Source organism: Streptomyces sp. NBC_00425, assembly GCF_036030735.1.
Lineage (GTDB): Bacteria > Actinomycetota > Actinomycetes > Streptomycetales > Streptomycetaceae > Streptomyces.
This window is the reverse complement of sequence record NZ_CP107928.1, coordinates 4,629,472-4,646,595: the sequence shown is the minus strand read 5'-3', so window position 1 is coordinate 4,646,595 and position 17,124 is coordinate 4,629,472. Positions and strand designations below refer to the sequence as shown.

Below are 17,124 nucleotides of genomic sequence, written 5' to 3'. Positions count from 1 at the left end.
GTCGGTGGGAAGTCGTGCACAGGGTGCCGACCGTGGCGTCTCATTGCCCCCGCGGACGGGCAATATGGGGCCATGACTGAGAGCAACGGGTCCGACGCACCCGAGCCGTACCAGGAGACGCCGGACTGGGAGCAGCGGTTCCGCGCCGCGCGCGTCTCCCTGCCCGACTGGGCCGAGGACGCCCCCGACCACTCCCTCTTCGTGTCGAACGCGACCGGGACCTACGAGCTGTACGCCTGGGACCGCGCCACGGGCGACCAGCGTCAGGTGACGAACCGGGCCAACGGCACGACGGACGGCGTGCTCTCCCCGGACGGCGCCTGGATCTGGTGGTTCGACGACAAGGACGGCGACGAGTTCGGCGTCTGGCGCCGTCAGCGCTTCGAGGGCGGCGAGGACGAACTGGCCGCGCCGGGCCTGGACGCCTCCTACCCGGCCGGCCTGGCCCTCGGCCGTGACGGCCGCACGGCGGTGGTCGGCCGCTCCACGGACGAGGAGGGCACCACGATCCATGTCGCACGGGTCGGCGAGCCCCCCTTCGAGCTGTACCGCCACCGCGAGTCGGCGGGTGTCGGGGACCTCTCCCACGACGGCTCGCTGATCGCCGTCGAGCACACCGAGCACGGCGACGCGATGCACTCGGCGCTGCGCGTCCTGCGTCCGGACGGCACCACGGTCGCCGAGCTGGACGACACCCGGGGCGGGACCGAGGAGCTGGGTCTCGAGGTGCTGGGCTTCGCGCCGGTCGACGGCGACACCAGGCTGCTGATCGGCCACCAGCGCCGTGGCCGCTGGGAGCCCCTGGTCTGGGACGTGGCCACCGGGTCGGAGACGGATCTGGCCCTGGACCTGCCGGGCGACGTCAGCGCCGAGTGGTATCCCGACGGCTCGGGCCTGCTCGTCGCGCACAGCTTCGAGGCGCGCAGCGAGCTGTTCCGGTACGACCTGGCGGGCGCGCGGCTGGAGCGGATCCCGACCCCGCCCGGCACGGTCTCCGGGGCGACCGCCCGGCCGGACGGCAGCGTGGAGTACCTGTGGTCGTCGGCCGCGCAGCCGCCGGCGGTCCGCTCCACCGCCGGAGGCGTGGTGCTCGACCCGCCCGGGGCGAAGTCCCCGGGCTCGGTCCCGGTGACGGACGTGTGGGTGGAGGGCCCCGGCGGCCGCATCCACGCACTGGTCCAGAAGCCCGCGGGCGCCGACGGCCCGCTGCCCACCGTCTTCGACATCCACGGCGGCCCGACCTGGCACGACAGCGACGCCTTCGCGGCCGCGCCGGCCGCCTGGGTGGACCACGGCTACGCGGTCGTCCGCATCAACTACCGCGGCTCCACGGGATACGGCCGGGCCTGGACGGACGCCCTGAAGCACCGGGTGGGCCTGATCGAGCTGGAGGACATCGAGGCGGTGCGGGAGTGGGCGGTGGGCTCGGGCCTGTCCGACCCCTCCCGGCTGGTCCTCACCGGCGGGTCCTGGGGCGGCTACCTCACCCTGCTCGGTCTCGGGGTCCAGCCCGACGCGTGGACCGTGGGCATCGCGGCCGTCCCCGTCGCCGACTACGTCACGGCCTACCACGACGAGATGGAGGCCCTGAAGGCGATGGACCGCACGCTGTTGGGCGGCACCCCGGAGGAGGTCCCGGAGCGCTTCGAGGCCTCGTCCCCGCTGACGTACGTCGACAAGGTGCGGGCCCCCGTCTACATCTCGGCCGGGGTGAACGACCCCCGCTGCCCCATCCGCCAGATCGACAACTACGTCGAGCGCCTGAAGGCCCGCGGAGCGGTGCACGAGGTATACCGCTACGACGCCGGGCACGGCTCCCTGGTGGTGGACGAGCGCATCAAACAGGTACGCCTGGAACTGAATTTCGCAGAAAAACACCTGAGCTGACGGCACCCCGAGGGGCGGCCGAGGGGGGTCGGGGGCCTACCCCCCCGACCCCCCTCGCCGCCTACGCCGCACCAACTCCGCCAGCCCCCTCCGAGTCGCAGCCAGCACCACCCGATCCGCCGCCCGCAACACATACGTGTCCGGCAGATCCCACACCAGCCCCGACGCCCCGGCCTCCCCCGTCTCACCCACCCCACGCTGCCCACCCGCCCCACGCGCCCCGGCGTCCAGTGCCAGCACCCGCCAGTACCCCGCCCGGAACGCCTCCCCGACGGTCCTGCCCTCCAACTGCGCGTGCCCGCCGACGTCCAGCGCGGCGAACAGCAGCACCCGCCGCTCCACCGGGATCGCCCCCAGGATCTGGCGCCCCATCATGGCCCCCGCGAACGACGGCGCCGCGAGGTGCGACACGCTCCGGCTGCGGGTCAGCGCCTGCGGATGGGCGGCCCGCAGGGTGCGGTACACGGCGGTCGCGAAGTCGTCGTCGTACAGCCGCAGCACCACCCGCAGGTCGGGACGCAGCGACCGCGCGTACAGCGCGGCCTCCAGGTTCGTGGTGTCGGAGCTGGTGACCGCGAGCAGCGCGTGCGCCCGGTGGATCTTCGCGGCCTCCAGCACGCCCTCCTGGGTGACGTCCCCCAGCACCACCGGCACCCGCAGCCGCCGCGCGACCGCGAGCCCCCGCGCCTCGGGTCCGGCCTCGACGCACACCACCGGGATGTTCAGTTCCCGCAGTCGGACCAGCACCCGGGTGCCGATCTTCCCGAGGCCGAGCAGCACGACATGCCCGCCCAGTCCCCGGGGCGGCCGGCGCAGCGAGCCCGCGCCGCGGAAGGTCCCGAGCGCCTCCAGCACCGCCGCCAGCAGCACCGGCAGCAGCAGCAACCCCATCAGCCCGGACAGCAGCTGCAGGATCTGCCGCGCGGTGGACGCCCCGATCGCCGGGTCGTTGACGGCGAAGAGGTCCAGCAGCGTGAGGTACAGCGCGCCCAGCGGATGGATCCCGGTCACCAGCCACAGAGCCACCGCCAGCGCGAACACGCAGCCGACGAGACCGGCCAGAGACCACCGCAGCCGCCGGGAGAACAGCGAGGCGAACGGCGCCCGCACCCCGACCCCCCGCCCGGACGGCTGCGTCGGCCCCGCGGAGTAGGCGACCTGCTCCAGCACGACGGACCCCCGCCTGCCGGTCGCGGCCGCCTCCCGCACCGCGGCCGCGTCGGGCAGCAGCAGCGGGCCCTGGTCGCCGCTGGTCTCGGAACCGTCCGCGAAGGCCGGGTCGCCGCCGTTCGCGGACAGCAGCGCGAGCGTGGGACGGCCGGGCTCACCGGCCTCGCCGGGACCGGACGGCGGCCGCTCGACGGCCTGCAGCAGCAGCCCGTTCATCTGGACGACCTTGCTGGTGCCGACGACAGCGGTCGCGACGAGCGCGGGGGCGGCGGTGTCGGCGTCGGACAGCACGGTCGTCGACGCGTCGCCGCCGGTGTACCCCGGGTGCCCCGAGCGTCCGGCGTCCCCGGAGCCGGGGTCGGCCGCGGCGGCCAACGCGGCTGCCTGGTCGAGTAGTTCCTCGATGTGCTGTCCCAACCGCCGGTTGTAGAGCCGCAGGACGAGCCGCAGCCGGGGGTTCAGCCGGCGCGCGGTCAGGGCGGCCCGGATGTTGGTCTCGTCGTCGTCGTACACCAGCGCCAGGGCGGCGGCCCGCTCCACGCCCGCCTCGGCGAGCACCGCCTCGGTGGCCTCGACGGCCTCCAACGTCCGCTGCCCGCCGGCGGGTTCATCCGGCGTGACGGGTGCGACGGGTGCGACGGCTGTGCCGCCGGCCGCCGCCCGGTTGACGGCCGCGCTCACCACCCGGTCGAGTAACGCCGCCGACACCGCCCGGGCCCGCCCGACGACCGGCGGCCGCACCGTGCGTTCGGAGGGCGGCACCACGAGCGTGACCTGCTCCTCGTAGACGCCCCGCAGCTCGGCGGCGAGCCGGTGCGCCAGACCGTCGTCCCCGCACACCACCATGTGCGCGCCCGCGGCGCCCGGCCCCGGCGGCTGACCCTGATTCGGAAGGCTCCCCACGAGGGAGAAGACTGCCTCACCGGTACGCGGGGTTCCACGGAGCCGGTGAACACCAGGTGCCGAACATCCGTAGGAAAGGGGAGGGAATGCCAGAAACAGGCAGCAGGCGCGGGCCGGGAACCGGCGGCAGGGACATGCCGGGAACCGGAACCGGCGGCAGCGCGCACACGGAACCCGGAGGTGCCCGACCCGTGGCCATCGTCGAAGAGGCCCCGCCCACGGGCGAGCGCACCCCGCAGAGCCCCGAGGCCAAGCGCCTCACCTCACCCCTCGTCCTGACCATGCTGCTGCTCCTCATGGTGCTGCTGCAGAGCCCGATCCGTCGTGCGCTGTCCGCTCCGGTGATGCAGAGCTGGACGACGGTGTTCGTGGCGGTGGTGGTGCAGGCACTGCCGTTCCTGGTCCTGGGGGTGCTCCTGTCGGCGGCGATCGCGGTCTACGTGCCGCCCTCCTTCTTCGCCCGCGCCCTGCCGTCCCGGCCGGCGCTCGCCGTCCCGGTCGCCGGGATGGCGGGCGCGGTGCTGCCGGGCTGCGAGTGCGCCTCCGTCCCGGTGGCCGGCGCCCTCGTCCGCCGGGGTGTGACGCCGGCCGCGGCCCTCGCCTTCCTCCTCTCCGCCCCGGCGATCAACCCGATCGTGCTGACGGCGACGGCCGTGGCCTTCCCGCGCAACCCCGAGATGGTGCTGGCCCGTTTCGTCGCGAGCCTGGTCGCGGCCTGCACGATGGGCTGGCTGTGGCAGCGTCTCGGCCGCACCGACTGGCTGCGGCTGCCGGCCCACGCGCCGCACGAGGGGGAGACCAGGGGGGCCGCCTTCTGGGACTCGGTCCGGCACGACGTGATGCACGCGGGCGGCTTCCTGGTCGTGGGCGCGATGGCGGCGGCGACCCTGAAGGCCGTCGCCCCGCAGAGCTGGCTGCGCACCGCTGCGGACAACCCGGCGCTCGCCGTGCTGACCCTCGCCGTGCTGGCGGTGGTCCTCTCCATCTGCTCGGAGGCGGACGCGTTCGTCGCCGCGTCCCTCACCCAGTTCTCCCTCACGGCCAGACTCGCGTTCCTGGTGGTCGGCCCGATGATCGACCTCAAACTGTTCGCGATGCAGGCGGGCACGTTCGGCCGGGGCTTCGCACTGCGCTTCGCCCCGGCGACCTTCGCGCTGGCCATCGCGTCGGCGGTCCTGACGGGATGGGTGCTGCTGTGAACCGACAGGCCCAGTCGGCCGTGCTGTTCCTGCTCGGCGCGGCCCTGCTGCACGCCGGCACCACCGACCTGTATCTGCGGTACGTCAAGGCGGGTCTGCGCCCGCTGCTGCTGGCGGCCGGCGCGGTCCTGATCGTCACGGCGCTGGCGACGGCGTGGTACGAGCGCCGCAGGGTCGGCCGGCGTCACGGGGAGGGACACGCGCACCCGGAGCCCCGAGTCTCCTGGCTGCTGATCCTTCCCCTCCTCGCGCTGATCCTCGTCGCCCCGCCGGCCCTGGGTTCGTACAGCGCGACCCGCACGGGCACGGCTCTGCAGGAGCCCCTGGCCTATCCGTCGCTGTCCGCAGCCGACCCGCTGCCGCTGAGCGTCGTCGACTACGCGGGCCGCGCCGTCTACGACCACGGCCGCACCCTCGCCGGCCGCACGGTCCGGCTGACCGGCTTCGTGGCCCTGGACCACGACGGCACCCCCTACCTGGTCCGTATGGCCCTCAACTGCTGTGCGGCCGACGCCCAGCCGGTCAAGGTCGGCCTGACCGGCCACATCCCTCCGGTCCTCCAGCCGGACACCTGGCTGGCCGTCACCGGCGGCTACACGCCCCGGACGGTCCGCGACCCGGTCAACGGCGGCCCGATCCCCTTCCTCGAGGTGACCGACGCCCGTCCGGTCCCGACCCCGCGTGACCCTTATGACGAGTCCTGGAACAACTGAGCGTGGTCGCCCCGGCACCTTTGGGAACGTCCGGAACGATCCTTGACCTCCCAGGTCGGCGAACCCTGCCGCAACCCCTGGTGGCCGGGCGGTGAGCGCCGCATGATGGGGCCATGACGGCGGCCTTGCGTGCCATGGCACGACTGGTGAACTGGCGGGACCTCGCGGAGGACCGGCCCAGCTGCGGTACCGGCCGGGCACTGCGCTCGGCCGGGGCGGAGATCGTGCACTTCCATTCCGACCGCAGCGTCGATCTGCATCTCACGGCCCGCGCGATCCGCCGGTTCGAGAGCGACCTGAGACACTCCACCGCGATCCGGCTGCAGCCGGGCTCGCACTGGGTGACCGTCCGACTGGAGTGCGAGACGGACATCGACCTGCTCATGACGCTGGTCAGCGCCGCCCTCCAGGCACACCAGAGGCATCCGGCCGTCGACGACGCCCCGCTCCCGCGCTGCAACGACCGCCGGGAGGCGACGCTCACCGACGAGGGCGCGGCCGGCGCGACGCCCCGGCCCTGCGTCCGGTGACCGACTGCGGGGCTGCGGGACTGTGCGTCTGGTGACCTGACGATGCGTCAGTTATGGTCCCCCTGCCGTGCACTGCAGCGCAGTGCTGCACTGCCGTGTGTGCCGTCACGGAAGGGTGAGCGCCATGGAGACCCGTTCGACCCGCCTCCGCAGTCCGCAGCCGCCGGGGCCGCCCCGCTGGGTGGCCATGTTCCACAACGCGTCCTCGGCGTCCTGGCGTTCGGCCGCCGAATCCCCCGACCGCACACCGGTCCTGTACGCGATCGGCCAGATGACCCAGGTCGGACGCGCCCGCGGCGAGGAGGTGGCCGTCGACCTCTGGGGCCCGGGAGCGAACGGGGAGTGGGCGCGGTTCGACCCGGCCCCCGCCACGCCGACGACCCCGGTGGCCACGACGGCCCCTGTGGCCACGACGACCCCGGTGTCCACCACGGCCTCGACGGCCTCGACGGCCACCACGACCTTGACGGTTCCTGTGGCTTCCAGCGCGCCGGAGCCGGGCGCGGGGCACGCCCGGCACGTGGAGCGCATGGAGGACCGCCGACACCAGGTGATCATGGCGGGCCTGAGCAGGGCCGGCCTCTACGACCTCGCGGAGGAGGACGTGGCCGCCGTCCGCACCCTGGTCGACCACGTCGACGAGGCCACACTGCGCCGGATCGCGCACTGGATGGCGGTGGCGGGCGGCCCGGTCGAGTGACCTGCCCGCCAGGCAGCCGGGCAGTCAGGGTGCCAGGACGCGGCGGTCCCGACGGAGCGTGCCCGAAAAGGCGTGTCTGCAAGGGCGGGCCGGGGAGGGGCCGGGGCGGGCCGACAAAAGACCCGGCCGCTGGCGACGGGGGATGCACCAGCGACCGGGCTATGGCCAAGGCTAACAAGGTGGCTGGTCCGGCGGGAGCCTCCTTCTCAGCTGCCTCGCCGTTGTGATCGGGATCACTGTCCCGACCTGGTCGGGCTGCGGGCCGCCCCCCTTGCGCGGACCGGTGACGAACGGTGCGGGCGGGTGTGCCGCGCCGTGGCGGCGTGTCTCGCGGAGCGGACACGGGACCGGGCCCGGAGGGGGCTGCCGCGCCGGGACCGAACGGAAGGTGTCGACCGGCCCGCAACCCCAGAACCGAACCACCGAGCACGGGCCCCGACGGCGAGCGCGGACAGCCGGGCACTGAGAGCCGCCGAATCGCTGAGCCGCCCAGCCCCCCAGCCGCCGGACCGCGCAGCCGCCCAGCCGCCGGACCGCGCAGCCGCCGGGCCGCCCAGCCGCCCAGCCGCCGGACCGCGCAGCCGCCCAGCCGCCGGACCGCGCAGCCGCCCAGCCGCCGGACCGCGCAGCCGCCCAGCCGCCGGACCGCGCAGCCGCCGGGCCGCCCAGCCGCGCAGCCGCCGGACCGCTGGGTCGCTGAGTCGCCGGGCCGCCGCGTCGCCGCGTCGTCGGGCCGCTGAGTGGCCGGGCCGCCGGGCCGCCGAGTCGCCGGAGGCAGGGTGCGGAGATACGTTGGAGGACGGGCGCCGGTCGCCCGTCCGGCCCCTGTCCCACCTGCCGACGAGGACCGCTCGGTCCGGTCCTCGCAGAGCGGTCCGGCCGGCCGACGACCGGCCGCCGAGGTGCCGGCCGGCCGGAGGATCCGGGACGGCCCCTCTTCACCTCCCCCTTCCCCCCTTCCCCCTCTTCCTTCTCTTCCGTCAACGGCCGACGAGCCCCGTGTGGAGCGTCTGAGATGAGCGAGAGCAGCACGACCCGCAACGGTCACGGCGACGACCGGCGCCACCGCACCCCGAGGGAGCGGGCCGAGCGCGGCAGGGCGGCGAGGGCCGACGTACCGAGGTCCGCCCACGCCGAGTTCACGCCGCCGCCGAAACGCACCGATCCGGTGGACGTCATCGAGGCGCAGTCCGCGCAGCGGGTCCCCGAACTCGTCCCGATCCGCTACGGGCGGATGAGCGAGTCGCCGTTCCGCTTCTACCGGGGCGCCGCCGCCATCATGGCGGCGGACCTGGCGGAGACGCCGCGCACCGGCATCCGGGTCCAGCTGTGCGGCGACGCGCACATGCTCAACTTCCGGCTGCTGGCGTCTCCGGAACGGCGTCTGATGTTCGACATCAACGACTTCGACGAGACGCTGCCCGGCCCCTGGGAGTGGGACGTCAAGCGGCTGGCGGCCAGCCTCGTCATCGCGGGCCGGGCGAACGGCTTCAGCTCCAAGGAGCGGGCGTCGGTGGTCCGGTCGGCCGTGCGGGCCTACCGCGAGCGGATGCGCGGCTTCGCGGAGATGGGCAACCTCGAGGTCTGGTACAGCCGCTTCGAGGCGGACGAACTGCAGGAGACGTACGCCCCGGAGCTCGGCGCCAAGAACCGTGAGCGCTGGCGGCAGGCCAGGGAACGGGCCCGGCAGCACGACAATCTTCAGGTCGTCGAGAAACTCACGCACGTGGTCGGCGGCCGGCGGCTGATCGCGAACGACCCGCCGCTCCTGATCCGGCTGGCCGACCTGCTGCCGAGCGCCGAGAGCGACGTGATGGAGCGGGAGATCGGCAAGATCGTCGGCGGGTACATGGGGTCCCTGCAGTCCGACCGCAGGTTCCTCCTGCAGGGCTACCGCGTCGCCGACATCGCCCGCAAGGTGGTCGGAGTGGGCAGTGTGGGCACCCGCTGCTGGATCGTGCTGCTGCTCGGCAAGGACGACGACGATCCCCTCTTCCTGCAGGCCAAGGAGGCCGACGAGTCGGTGCTCGCCCCCTTTGCGGGGGCCGGCGAGCACCACACTCAGGGCGAGCGGGTCGTCGCCGGTCAGCGGCTGATGCAGGCGACCAGCGACATCTTCCTCGGCTGGGAACGCACCACCGGCCTCGACGGCCGGCGCCGCGACTTCTACGTCCGCCAGCTGCGGGACTGGAAGGGCATCGCCGTGCCGGAGAACATGTCGCCGAACCGGATGTCCCTCTTCGGCAGGCTCTGCGGCGCCACCCTGGCCCGGGCCCACGCCCGCTCCGGCGACCGTATAGCGATCGCCGCCTACCTGGGTTCCGGCGACGTCTTCGACCGCGCCCTGACCACGTTCGCCGAGCTCTACGCCGACCAGAACGAATCCGACCACCAGGCCCTGCTCCACGCCGTCGCCTCGGGCCGGGTCCGCGCCGAGGCGGCTTGAGACGCGCGGATTCCGCCGGACTGCGCCCGATGACGTCAACTCCCTTGATTCCAGGGAGAAAACAATGTGCTGAATCCTTGGCCAAAGCCTTACGATCCCCCTGATTCACCGACTCAGGGGGAACACTCATGCGCGCAACCATGCGCCTCGCTCTGCTCGGCACCGGCATCGCGCTGGTCGCCACCGCGACCGGTGCCACCGCCGCCCAGGCGACCGACGGCGGCGCGGGCGACATCCGGATCGACAAGGTCGTCGTCAACGGCGGCAAGCCGGTCGTGGTCGGCACCACCAGAGTGGTGTCCGCCAAGGTCTCCGTGACCGCGACGGACGACTCCGGCATCGCCAAGACCACGTACATCAGCGCCTTCGGCCCGACGCCGAACTTCGCGCAGGTCTGGGACGACGACATCACGTGCGTCAAGAAGAGCGCCACCACGTCGACGTGCACGGGCACGCTGACGTTCGATCCGACGGCGGCCACCGGCTTCGTCGGCAACAGCGCGGCGGGCACCTGGAAGCTCGGCACCCTGGTCTCCGCGAACGACTACGACTACATCCACCGGGACGCGGCCACCACCTTCCGGGTGCAGCGCGACGCGCGGCTCACCACGAACGCCACGCCCGAGCCCGTCAAGAAGGGCAGGACCATCACGGTCACCGGCGTGCTGTCCCGGGCCGACTGGGACACCAACAAGTACGCGGGCTACGCCAAGCAGAAGGTGATCCTGCAGTTCCGCAAGAAGAACTCCAGCACGTACACCAACGTCAAGACGGTGACGTCGTCCGCGACGGGCTCCCTGAAGACGACGGTCAAGGCGACCCAGGACGGCTACTTCCGCTACCGGTTCGCCGGCACGTCGACCGCCCCGGCCGTCGCCGCCGCCGGCGACTACGTCGACGTCCGATAACCGCCCCCGATCCAGCCCGCACACAGGCCCCCCGCGCCCACCCGCAGGGGGCCTGCCCTGTGCGCGCTGCTGACGGTTCGGCGGTTCGGCGTTCATTCGGTCAATTCCGGCTGCGAAGCGAGGAAATAGGCCACATGCCACCCCGGCTGTTTTCCGGGACGCGATTCGACGGCAACATGGTCAGGCATTTGAACGGCCCACTGTGCTGCCAAGTGAGATCGTCGGGGGTGCTGGTGAATCATGCGTGGCCGCCGTCCACCTTTCTCGGCCGGTTGCGGAATGCCACACGGGACGAACTTCTGAGGCAGGGCACGCCGATCACCTATCCGCCGCATCGGGCGCTGCTGCAGCAGGGTGACGACAGCCGGCACGTCCTACTGGTCACGAGCGGTGTAGTGAAGGTGGTCGCCAGCGCGGAGAGCGGCTACGACATGCTGCTCGCCGTCCGTATAGCGGGTGACCTGGTCGGCGAAATGGCGGCCTTCGAGGAGCGCCCCAGATCCGGCACGGTCGTGGCGTGCAGCGACGTGACCGCCCGCATCATCCAGGTGCGGGCGTTGGAGACCTTCCTCACCCACCACCCGGACGCCGTTCGGGCCATCCTCCACATGCTGAGCGCCCGGCTGCGCTGGGCCAACCGGCGCCGGATCGACTATCAGGCCTACGACTCGCTGACCCGACTGGCCCGGGTCCTGGCCGAGTTGAGTCAGGCCTATGCCCAGCCAGTGCCGGACGGTGACGGCAAGCGGTGTGACCTCGGGGTGACGCTCACGCAGAAAGAGCTCGCGTCGCTGGCCGGTCTCGCTCTCAACACGGCCGAAAAGAGTCTGGCCGCCCTGGCCGCCAAAGGCCTGGTGGAGCGCAGTTACCGAAACATAACCATCTGTGACGTTCCGAAACTGCTTGAATTCGCCAAAGTCGTGGCCGACAACCCGTATTGATACGGGATCACTCCACGCGAACGCTCCTAGCCTCTCGGGCAGCACTTCGTGGGCCCTGTCCGCCCACGCCCAGCTCAGAGAGGAATGATCCGGTGCTTGAGTGGTCCGGGTTCTGTCACTGCGCCTGTATAGCCGTGGACGCGCAGGCCTACGGCAGCAAGAACGACCGAAGTCAGTCCGAAATCCAGCATGACCTGCCGCGATTGCTCGACCGAGCGGCCAGGGGCGCCGGCCTGGACCGTGCGCAGTGGCAGATCCAGCGCAAAGGCGACGAACAGCTCGCGGTGCGTCCTCTGGACGGCACCGAGCCGCGGCTGGTCGACGACTACGTCCGTCATCTCGTCGCCGAGCTGCGCCGGTACAACGCCCAGCGCGTGCCCGAGGCCCGGATGCGTCTGCGGGCGGTGGTCCACCAGGGGCTGGTGGAGACGGCCGAAAACGGCTTCGCCGGTTCGGCCGTGGTGGCCACGGCACGACTGCTGGGCGCGGACCAGCTCTACGACGCCCTGGCCGCGCACCCCGACGCCGACCTCGTGCTGTTGCTGTCCGACGACGTCTTCCGGTCCACGGTGGCGGGCGGTCACACCACCCTGTCCACCGAAGACTTCACCCACGTCACCGTCCGAGTGAAGGAGTACGAGGCATCCGCCTGGCTGAGCGTGCCCGCACTCGGCATGCCGACCGCCGCCCCGCGTACGCCCGGAGCGGCGGAGGAGGGGCGGCCCGCCTCCGCCGCTCCGGCGTCGCGGCCGCCCGCAGGGCACCGGCACGAGCCGGTCGCCGTGGACCCGGTCGCCGGTGGAACGGGGATCAGCAACGAGTACCGGGCCGAGAGCATCAACGTCACCAACGTGGCAGGCTCCGTGGACGCCCGGGGCGCCGTCTTCGGCTTCGGGAGCGCCGGTGGCTGACGCTTCGGACCCGGACGAAGGGCCGGCCGTACCGCCCGTCCAGGAGGACGGCGCAGGTGACGGCCCGCCCGAGGCCGCAGAGGAGGATCCCGGCCCCGATACCGGCAAGGACATGGCCGCCGGGCGGCGCAAGGAGCCGGACGAGCGGGAGGACGACGACCGGGGCTTCGACGAACTGCGCCGCGTCCACCAGCTCGTCAACAACAACTTCTACGGCGTCGTCGACGCCTGCGGAGCGGCATTCGGCTTCGGCGCGGCGTCGTCCCCCGGACTCGCCCCCGGCACCATCGAGCGGGAGGAGGTGGACCGGGCCCTGCGGTTCTACGTCGCGCCGCAACCCTGCTTCGACGAGGCCCTCGGCAAGCTGCGCGAGGACGCCCTCGTCGTACTGACAGGCCAGGACAACAGCGGTCGGGGCACCGGGTCCCTCGCCCTGCTCAGAAGGATCCTGGGCGAGGACGTCGGGCCGCGCAGCCTCTCGCCCGCCAACGCCCTCGCCGACCTGGCCGCTTCCAAGGATCTCAAGCCGGGGCAGGGGTACGTCATCCTCGACTACGTCGGCGAGCGGCGTCCCGAGGCCGTACAGGCCTACGACATCGGGCGGTTGAGCGAGGAGCTCAGCCGCAAGGGGTCCTTCCTGGTGATCACGGCGGGTGACACGGCCCGCCGTCGGCTGGCGCTGCGGGACCACTGCGTGTCCTGGCAGGCTCCTGACCCCGGGGAACTGTTCGAGCACTGCGTGGAGCAGCTGCCGGACGCCGTCCTCGAGCCGGAAACCGAGAAGGAGCTGCGGGAGCGGGTCAGCGAACAGCGGCGGCCGGCGGACGTCGTCGCAGCGGCTGTGGCCCTGTCCCGGGACGGCGCGGAGAAGGCGCTGGACACCCTGCGGGACCGCTACCGGGAGCGGGTCCAGGAGTGGTTCCGGGAGCGGCCGAGCGCTGAGGACCTGCTCCCGCTCGCTGCCCTGGCCTTCCTGGAGGGCATCCCGGAGCGGACGTTCGAGAAGGAGTGCGCCGCCCTCGCCACGCATGTGCGCAACTGGGAGCAGAGCGGCGAGACGCCGATCGCGGAGCCGGACGGATCGACCGCGGCGCCGTCGGCCGGTGCGGTGGCCGGCCAGTCCCGCGCCCGATGGCGAGAACGGGCGGCGGGGCTGGTGGCGACCGAGCACAGGCTCGGTCCGAGCCCCGGCGACGGGCGCAGTGAACGGTGTCTGGTCTTCACCTCACCCCGCATCCGCGAACTCGTCATCGCGGAGCTGCACGACCTGTACGGCTACGAGCTCTGGTATCCGCTGCGCCAGTGGCTCGGCGAACTGGCCCTGCTGGGCGACCTGGACACCCGGACGGAGGTGGCCCGGGGCGTCGCGCTGCTGGCCCGCTACGCGCTCGTCGAGGTCGACGAGAGCCTGCTGACGGTGTGGTCCGAGGGTTTCACCAACCAGCGGGTGACGGCCGCGCTGACGCTCCAGTTCATGTGCGACGTCGAACACCTCGCCCCACAGGCCCTGAGCACGGTCGTGAGCTGGGTGGACAACCGAGGCGCGGGGCGTGCGGTGACGGCGGCCATGGCGCTGACGGGTCGCCTGGGCTCGCTCTACCGCCTGGAAGCGCTCAAGTGGCTGTGGTTCCTGGCCTGCCGGGGCGAGCGGGTCGCGTTCTCGGCCCGCCACTCCCTGGTGCTGCTGCTGCAGACCGCGGAACGGGAGCCCGAACGCGCCCTGCTGATCCTCCGGTTCGTACGGACCGTGATCGTGAAGGCGCCGCCGGGTTCCCGGGAGCGGACGATCGCGCTGAGGATCGCCGTCCAACTCCTGGAGACCACCCGGCTGGAAAGCGCCGAGCCGGCGACCGCGGCACTCCTGCGCAGAGTTCCCGACAGCGCCCGCCATCTCGCGTCGCTGTGGGCGGACGTCCTGCACAGCAGCAACCGCAGCCGGGCGGTGAGCGCGCTGTGCCGGACGCTGGTGCAGTTGCGCGACGACCCGTCCGTCACCGGCACCGTCCGCGAACTCGGCGAAGCCATGCGGAATGCCATGACCCCGAGGCAGTGGACCGCGCTGCGCCATCACCTGTCCCTCGCCCTCCGGCACCCCGACTACGCGATGCCCGATGCCGGCCGTCTGGTCCAGGTGCTCCTCGGATCACTGCGCGGACAGGCGTCGGCGGACTCCCGGCGCTCCACCGTGTCTCTTCCTCCCATCGTCCCCTTCCCTTCCGCTCAAGGAGGCCGAAGCAAGTGAACTACCCGGTCATAGCCGAGCACATCCTGGCCACGGTCCAGGGCACCTGGTGGTCTCGGCGTCGCCGTCGCGACGGCGTGCCTCCGCTACCGCCCGGCGCGGTCCATGTCTTCCGGGTCGGCGGGAACTACCGCACCTTCTCCGACGGCATGGTGTTCGACCCGTCCCACCCCGACGTGCTCGACGCCACCTCGGTGAGCCTGATCGACACCCGGGCGCGCCTGGTCGATGTGGAGCGCACACTGCCGTCGGTGAGCGAGGCGGACAACTTCACCCTGCGGGCGTCCTTCACCTGCCAGGTGACCGACCCGACCGTCGTCGCCCGGCAGGGGATCATCGACGTCACCGTTCCCCTGCGTGCCTACCTGATGGGCGACTGCGACCTGCCGAGGGTGAGCGCCGGACACCGCGTGGAGGAGATCAACGCGGTGCGCACCGAGGCCGGCCACCGCATGACCGCCTACAGCGCGATCGTGCCGCCGCGTGTCGCCGGTATGAGCGTCGAGTTCGTCAGCGCCGAGGTGCACGCCTCGCAGGAGCTGCGGGACTGGGAGCAGAAACTGCGCGACGAGCGTCGTTCCTGGGAACTCCAGCGTGGACAGCGCGACTTCGAGACCCAGGACGCCCTCCGGATCGCGGAACTGCTCTCCCACGGTTCCGACCACGTGGACGCCTTCGGCATCGCCCGCAAGGAGATCGACGTCACCGAGGTGGCGTCCCGCATCCACCGGATCACCGAGGAGGAGTCGTCCCGTCGGCACAAGGCCGAGACGGGGGAACGGGCGCACACGCAGTCACTGGAGACCGCGGAGGCGCAGATGCGCCGCGAGATGCTGTTGACGCTGCTGCGGCAGGCCGCCGGCAGCGACTACGTCGACTACCACCAGATGCTGGACCAGGTCCTGCGGGAGACGGGCGGTCAGTCGGTGCCCGGCATCGGAGCCGCCGCGGACCCTGCCCGCATGGTCGAGTCGGGACAGTCACGCCCCGGCCGCGCGGCAGCGGCCCGGGACGGTTCGCGCGCTCCGGAGGGCGGTTTCGTCAAGGACGAGGACGATCTCGTTGACTGACATCCTGACGGACCGTACGACGGCCTCGGCCTCCGGCCCGGCGGATGGTCCGGGCACCGGCGACGCGGCTGCCTTCCCCACCGCGAACGGCCGGGCCACCGCCCGCACCGGGGGCCGGGCAACCTCGGCCGGGGCCGGCCGGGCAACCTCGGCCCGGACCACTGGTGAAGAGGGCCGTGACCGCGCCACCGGCCGCCGCCGCCTCGACGCCGCACGACGTCTGCGCACCCTGACCGGCGTCGACGAGGAGCTGCTGGCCAGGGTCAGGTACGAGCGCAGCAAGTACACGGCCCTCGGCGGGGTCGTCCTCGGAACCTCTGTCATCGCGGGGTTCTCCATGTGGAACTTCGCGACGGAGGCGCTCGGCAGGGTCTCCGTCGCGGCCCTGGTCCCCACCGTCATCTGGATGCTGTTCGTGCTCAACCTCGACCGCTGGCTGGTCACTCCCCAGCCGAACGCGCGTCGACGGGTCGGGCCCCTCCTCACGCGGCTGCTGATCGCCCTGCTGCTCGGCGCGGTGATCGCGGAACCTTTGGTGCTGCGCATCTTCCAGACGGCCGTCGAGCAGCATGTCGCGGACGAACGCACGCGTGTCGTCGACGAGCTGCGCACGAACCTGGTCCGCTGCAACCCCGTACCGTCCACGACGCGGACCGCCGTTCCGAAGGGCTGCGGCACGACGTACATCCTCTCCTTCGGCGCGACGCCCGGCGAGCAGGCCGAGGAACTGGCCGCCCTGCGCTCGGACGCCACCACGCTGCAGAAGCGCGTGGACGTGGACACCACCCGACTGGAGGCCATCGACTCCGAGGTGCGCGACGAGTGCCGCGTACTGATCCGCATGGCCTCCACCGGCCTGTACCAGCGGACGTCCGAGTGCCGGCGCCTGCGGGACAAGGCGCGCGACTACCGGACCACCCATCACACCGGTGAGAACGAGAAGCGACTCGCCGGCATGCACAGCCGCATCTCGGGGATCGAGGCCGGACTGACCTCGTCACGCACCGCGTTCCTCAAGACCCGGGCCGACGGCATCGAACGGCGACTGGACGCTGAACGCGCCAAGCAGAAGGAGATCGGCGCCCTGGAACGGATCCGGGCCCTCGACGAACTCGCGAGCGGGAACGCGGTGCTGTTCGTCGGTATCTGGCTCGTCCGGCTGCTGTTCGTCCTGCTCGACGTGCTCCCCGTGCTGGTGAAGTACCTGAGCGGTGAGACCGCGTACGACCGGATGCTCACGGGCGAGAGCAACAGCGCGGTGAAGATCCACAGCGAGGAGGTCCGGCTGGCCGAGCGCCGGGCCATGGCGAACCTCGAGATAGGGCAGGACGCCATCGAACAGGAGGTACGACGCCATCGTGTCGAGTCGGAGGCGGCGTTGCGGGAACACACGGCAACGATGAACATCCGGGTCCGACAGGCGGTGAACGCATTGCAGGACGAGATCCGCCGCTCCTCGACGGTCTGACGTACCCGGCCCCACCAGGAACACAGCACCACGGCC

13 protein-coding genes are annotated in these 17,124 nt (G+C 72.3%); 12 read left to right on the top strand and 1 reads right to left on the bottom strand.

The window, feature by feature from the left end; genetic code table 11:
* Nucleotides 1-72: 72 nt before the first annotated feature.
* Nucleotides 73-1,887, top strand: a complete 1,815-nt coding sequence (locus OHS82_RS19870) for a S9 family peptidase (protein ID WP_057577874.1) — start codon at nucleotides 73-75, stop codon at nucleotides 1,885-1,887.
* 36 nt (nucleotides 1,888-1,923) lie between these two features.
* Here OHS82_RS19870 and OHS82_RS19865 read toward each other — a convergent pair whose 3' ends face one another.
* Nucleotides 1,924-3,903 carry an NAD-binding protein gene (locus tag OHS82_RS19865; RefSeq protein WP_328436083.1) on the bottom strand — a complete coding sequence of 660 codons (1,980 nt, stop codon included), beginning with the start codon at nucleotides 3,901-3,903 and terminating at the stop codon, nucleotides 1,924-1,926.
* Nucleotides 3,904-4,151: 248 nt separating this feature from the next.
* On the opposite strand from OHS82_RS19865, the gene OHS82_RS19860 reads away from it, so the two are divergent.
* The 11 genes from OHS82_RS19860 (at nucleotide 4,152) to OHS82_RS19810 (ending at nucleotide 17,088) form a co-directional block, all read left to right on the top strand.
* A complete protein-coding gene (locus tag OHS82_RS19860) occupies nucleotides 4,152-5,159 on the top strand; it encodes a permease (protein ID WP_057577872.1) in 1,008 nt (335 codons plus the stop codon).
* Nucleotides 5,156-5,872: a TIGR03943 family putative permease subunit gene (locus OHS82_RS19855; protein ID WP_057577871.1), complete on the top strand. Its 717-nt coding sequence runs from the start codon at nucleotides 5,156-5,158 to the stop codon at nucleotides 5,870-5,872. The genes OHS82_RS19860 and OHS82_RS19855 overlap by 4 nt, the downstream gene beginning before the upstream one ends.
* A gap of 113 nt (nucleotides 5,873-5,985) precedes the next feature.
* Nucleotides 5,986-6,402, top strand: a complete 417-nt coding sequence (locus OHS82_RS19850; RefSeq protein WP_057577870.1) for a luciferase domain-containing protein — start codon at nucleotides 5,986-5,988, stop codon at nucleotides 6,400-6,402.
* Between the two features lie 124 nt (nucleotides 6,403-6,526).
* Nucleotides 6,527-7,102, top strand: a complete 576-nt coding sequence (locus OHS82_RS19845) for a hypothetical protein (protein ID WP_328434231.1) — start codon at nucleotides 6,527-6,529, stop codon at nucleotides 7,100-7,102.
* A gap of 1,015 nt (nucleotides 7,103-8,117) precedes the next feature.
* Nucleotides 8,118-9,548: a DUF2252 domain-containing protein gene (locus OHS82_RS19840; RefSeq protein WP_057577868.1), complete on the top strand. Its 1,431-nt coding sequence runs from the start codon at nucleotides 8,118-8,120 to the stop codon at nucleotides 9,546-9,548.
* A 128-nt stretch (nucleotides 9,549-9,676) separates the two neighbouring features.
* Nucleotides 9,677-10,456 carry a hypothetical protein gene (locus OHS82_RS19835; RefSeq protein WP_057577867.1) on the top strand — a complete coding sequence of 260 codons (780 nt, stop codon included), beginning with the start codon at nucleotides 9,677-9,679 and terminating at the stop codon, nucleotides 10,454-10,456.
* A gap of 134 nt (nucleotides 10,457-10,590) precedes the next feature.
* Nucleotides 10,591-11,397, top strand: coding sequence for a Crp/Fnr family transcriptional regulator (locus OHS82_RS19830; RefSeq protein ID WP_242433103.1), 807 nt, complete (start codon nucleotides 10,591-10,593; stop codon nucleotides 11,395-11,397).
* A gap of 92 nt (nucleotides 11,398-11,489) precedes the next feature.
* Complete coding sequence (locus tag OHS82_RS19825; protein WP_057577866.1) at nucleotides 11,490-12,308, top strand: hypothetical protein; 819 nt, start codon at nucleotides 11,490-11,492, stop codon at nucleotides 12,306-12,308.
* Entirely contained in the window at nucleotides 12,301-14,550 is a 2,250-nt protein-coding gene (locus OHS82_RS19820; RefSeq protein ID WP_328434230.1) for a hypothetical protein, read from the top strand. The genes OHS82_RS19825 and OHS82_RS19820 overlap by 8 nt, the downstream gene beginning before the upstream one ends.
* Complete coding sequence (locus OHS82_RS19815) at nucleotides 14,547-15,620, top strand: hypothetical protein (RefSeq protein ID WP_057577864.1); 1,074 nt, start codon at nucleotides 14,547-14,549, stop codon at nucleotides 15,618-15,620. The genes OHS82_RS19820 and OHS82_RS19815 overlap by 4 nt, the downstream gene beginning before the upstream one ends.
* Complete coding sequence (locus OHS82_RS19810; protein WP_057577863.1) at nucleotides 15,613-17,088, top strand: DUF4407 domain-containing protein; 1,476 nt, start codon at nucleotides 15,613-15,615, stop codon at nucleotides 17,086-17,088. The genes OHS82_RS19815 and OHS82_RS19810 overlap by 8 nt, the downstream gene beginning before the upstream one ends.
* Nucleotides 17,089-17,124 lie beyond the last annotated feature (36 nt).

What these genes read in the sequence shown, in the direction of transcription:
- OHS82_RS19870 (WP_057577874.1), top strand. Translation starts at nt 73, where the DNA reads ATGACTGAGAGCAACGGGTCCGACGCACCCGAGCCGTACCAGGAGACG.
- OHS82_RS19835 (WP_057577867.1), top strand. Translation starts at nt 9,677, where the DNA reads ATGCGCGCAACCATGCGCCTCGCTCTGCTCGGCACCGGCATCGCGCTG.
- OHS82_RS19830 (WP_242433103.1), top strand. Translation starts at nt 10,591, where the DNA reads ATGCCACCCCGGCTGTTTTCCGGGACGCGATTCGACGGCAACATGGTC.
- OHS82_RS19845 (WP_328434231.1), top strand. Translation starts at nt 6,527, where the DNA reads ATGGAGACCCGTTCGACCCGCCTCCGCAGTCCGCAGCCGCCGGGGCCG.
- OHS82_RS19865 (WP_328436083.1), bottom strand. Translation starts at nt 3,903, where the DNA reads ATGGTGGTGTGCGGGGACGACGGTCTGGCGCACCGGCTCGCCGCCGAG.
- OHS82_RS19840 (WP_057577868.1), top strand. Translation starts at nt 8,118, where the DNA reads ATGAGCGAGAGCAGCACGACCCGCAACGGTCACGGCGACGACCGGCGC.
- OHS82_RS19850 (WP_057577870.1), top strand. Translation starts at nt 5,986, where the DNA reads ATGACGGCGGCCTTGCGTGCCATGGCACGACTGGTGAACTGGCGGGAC.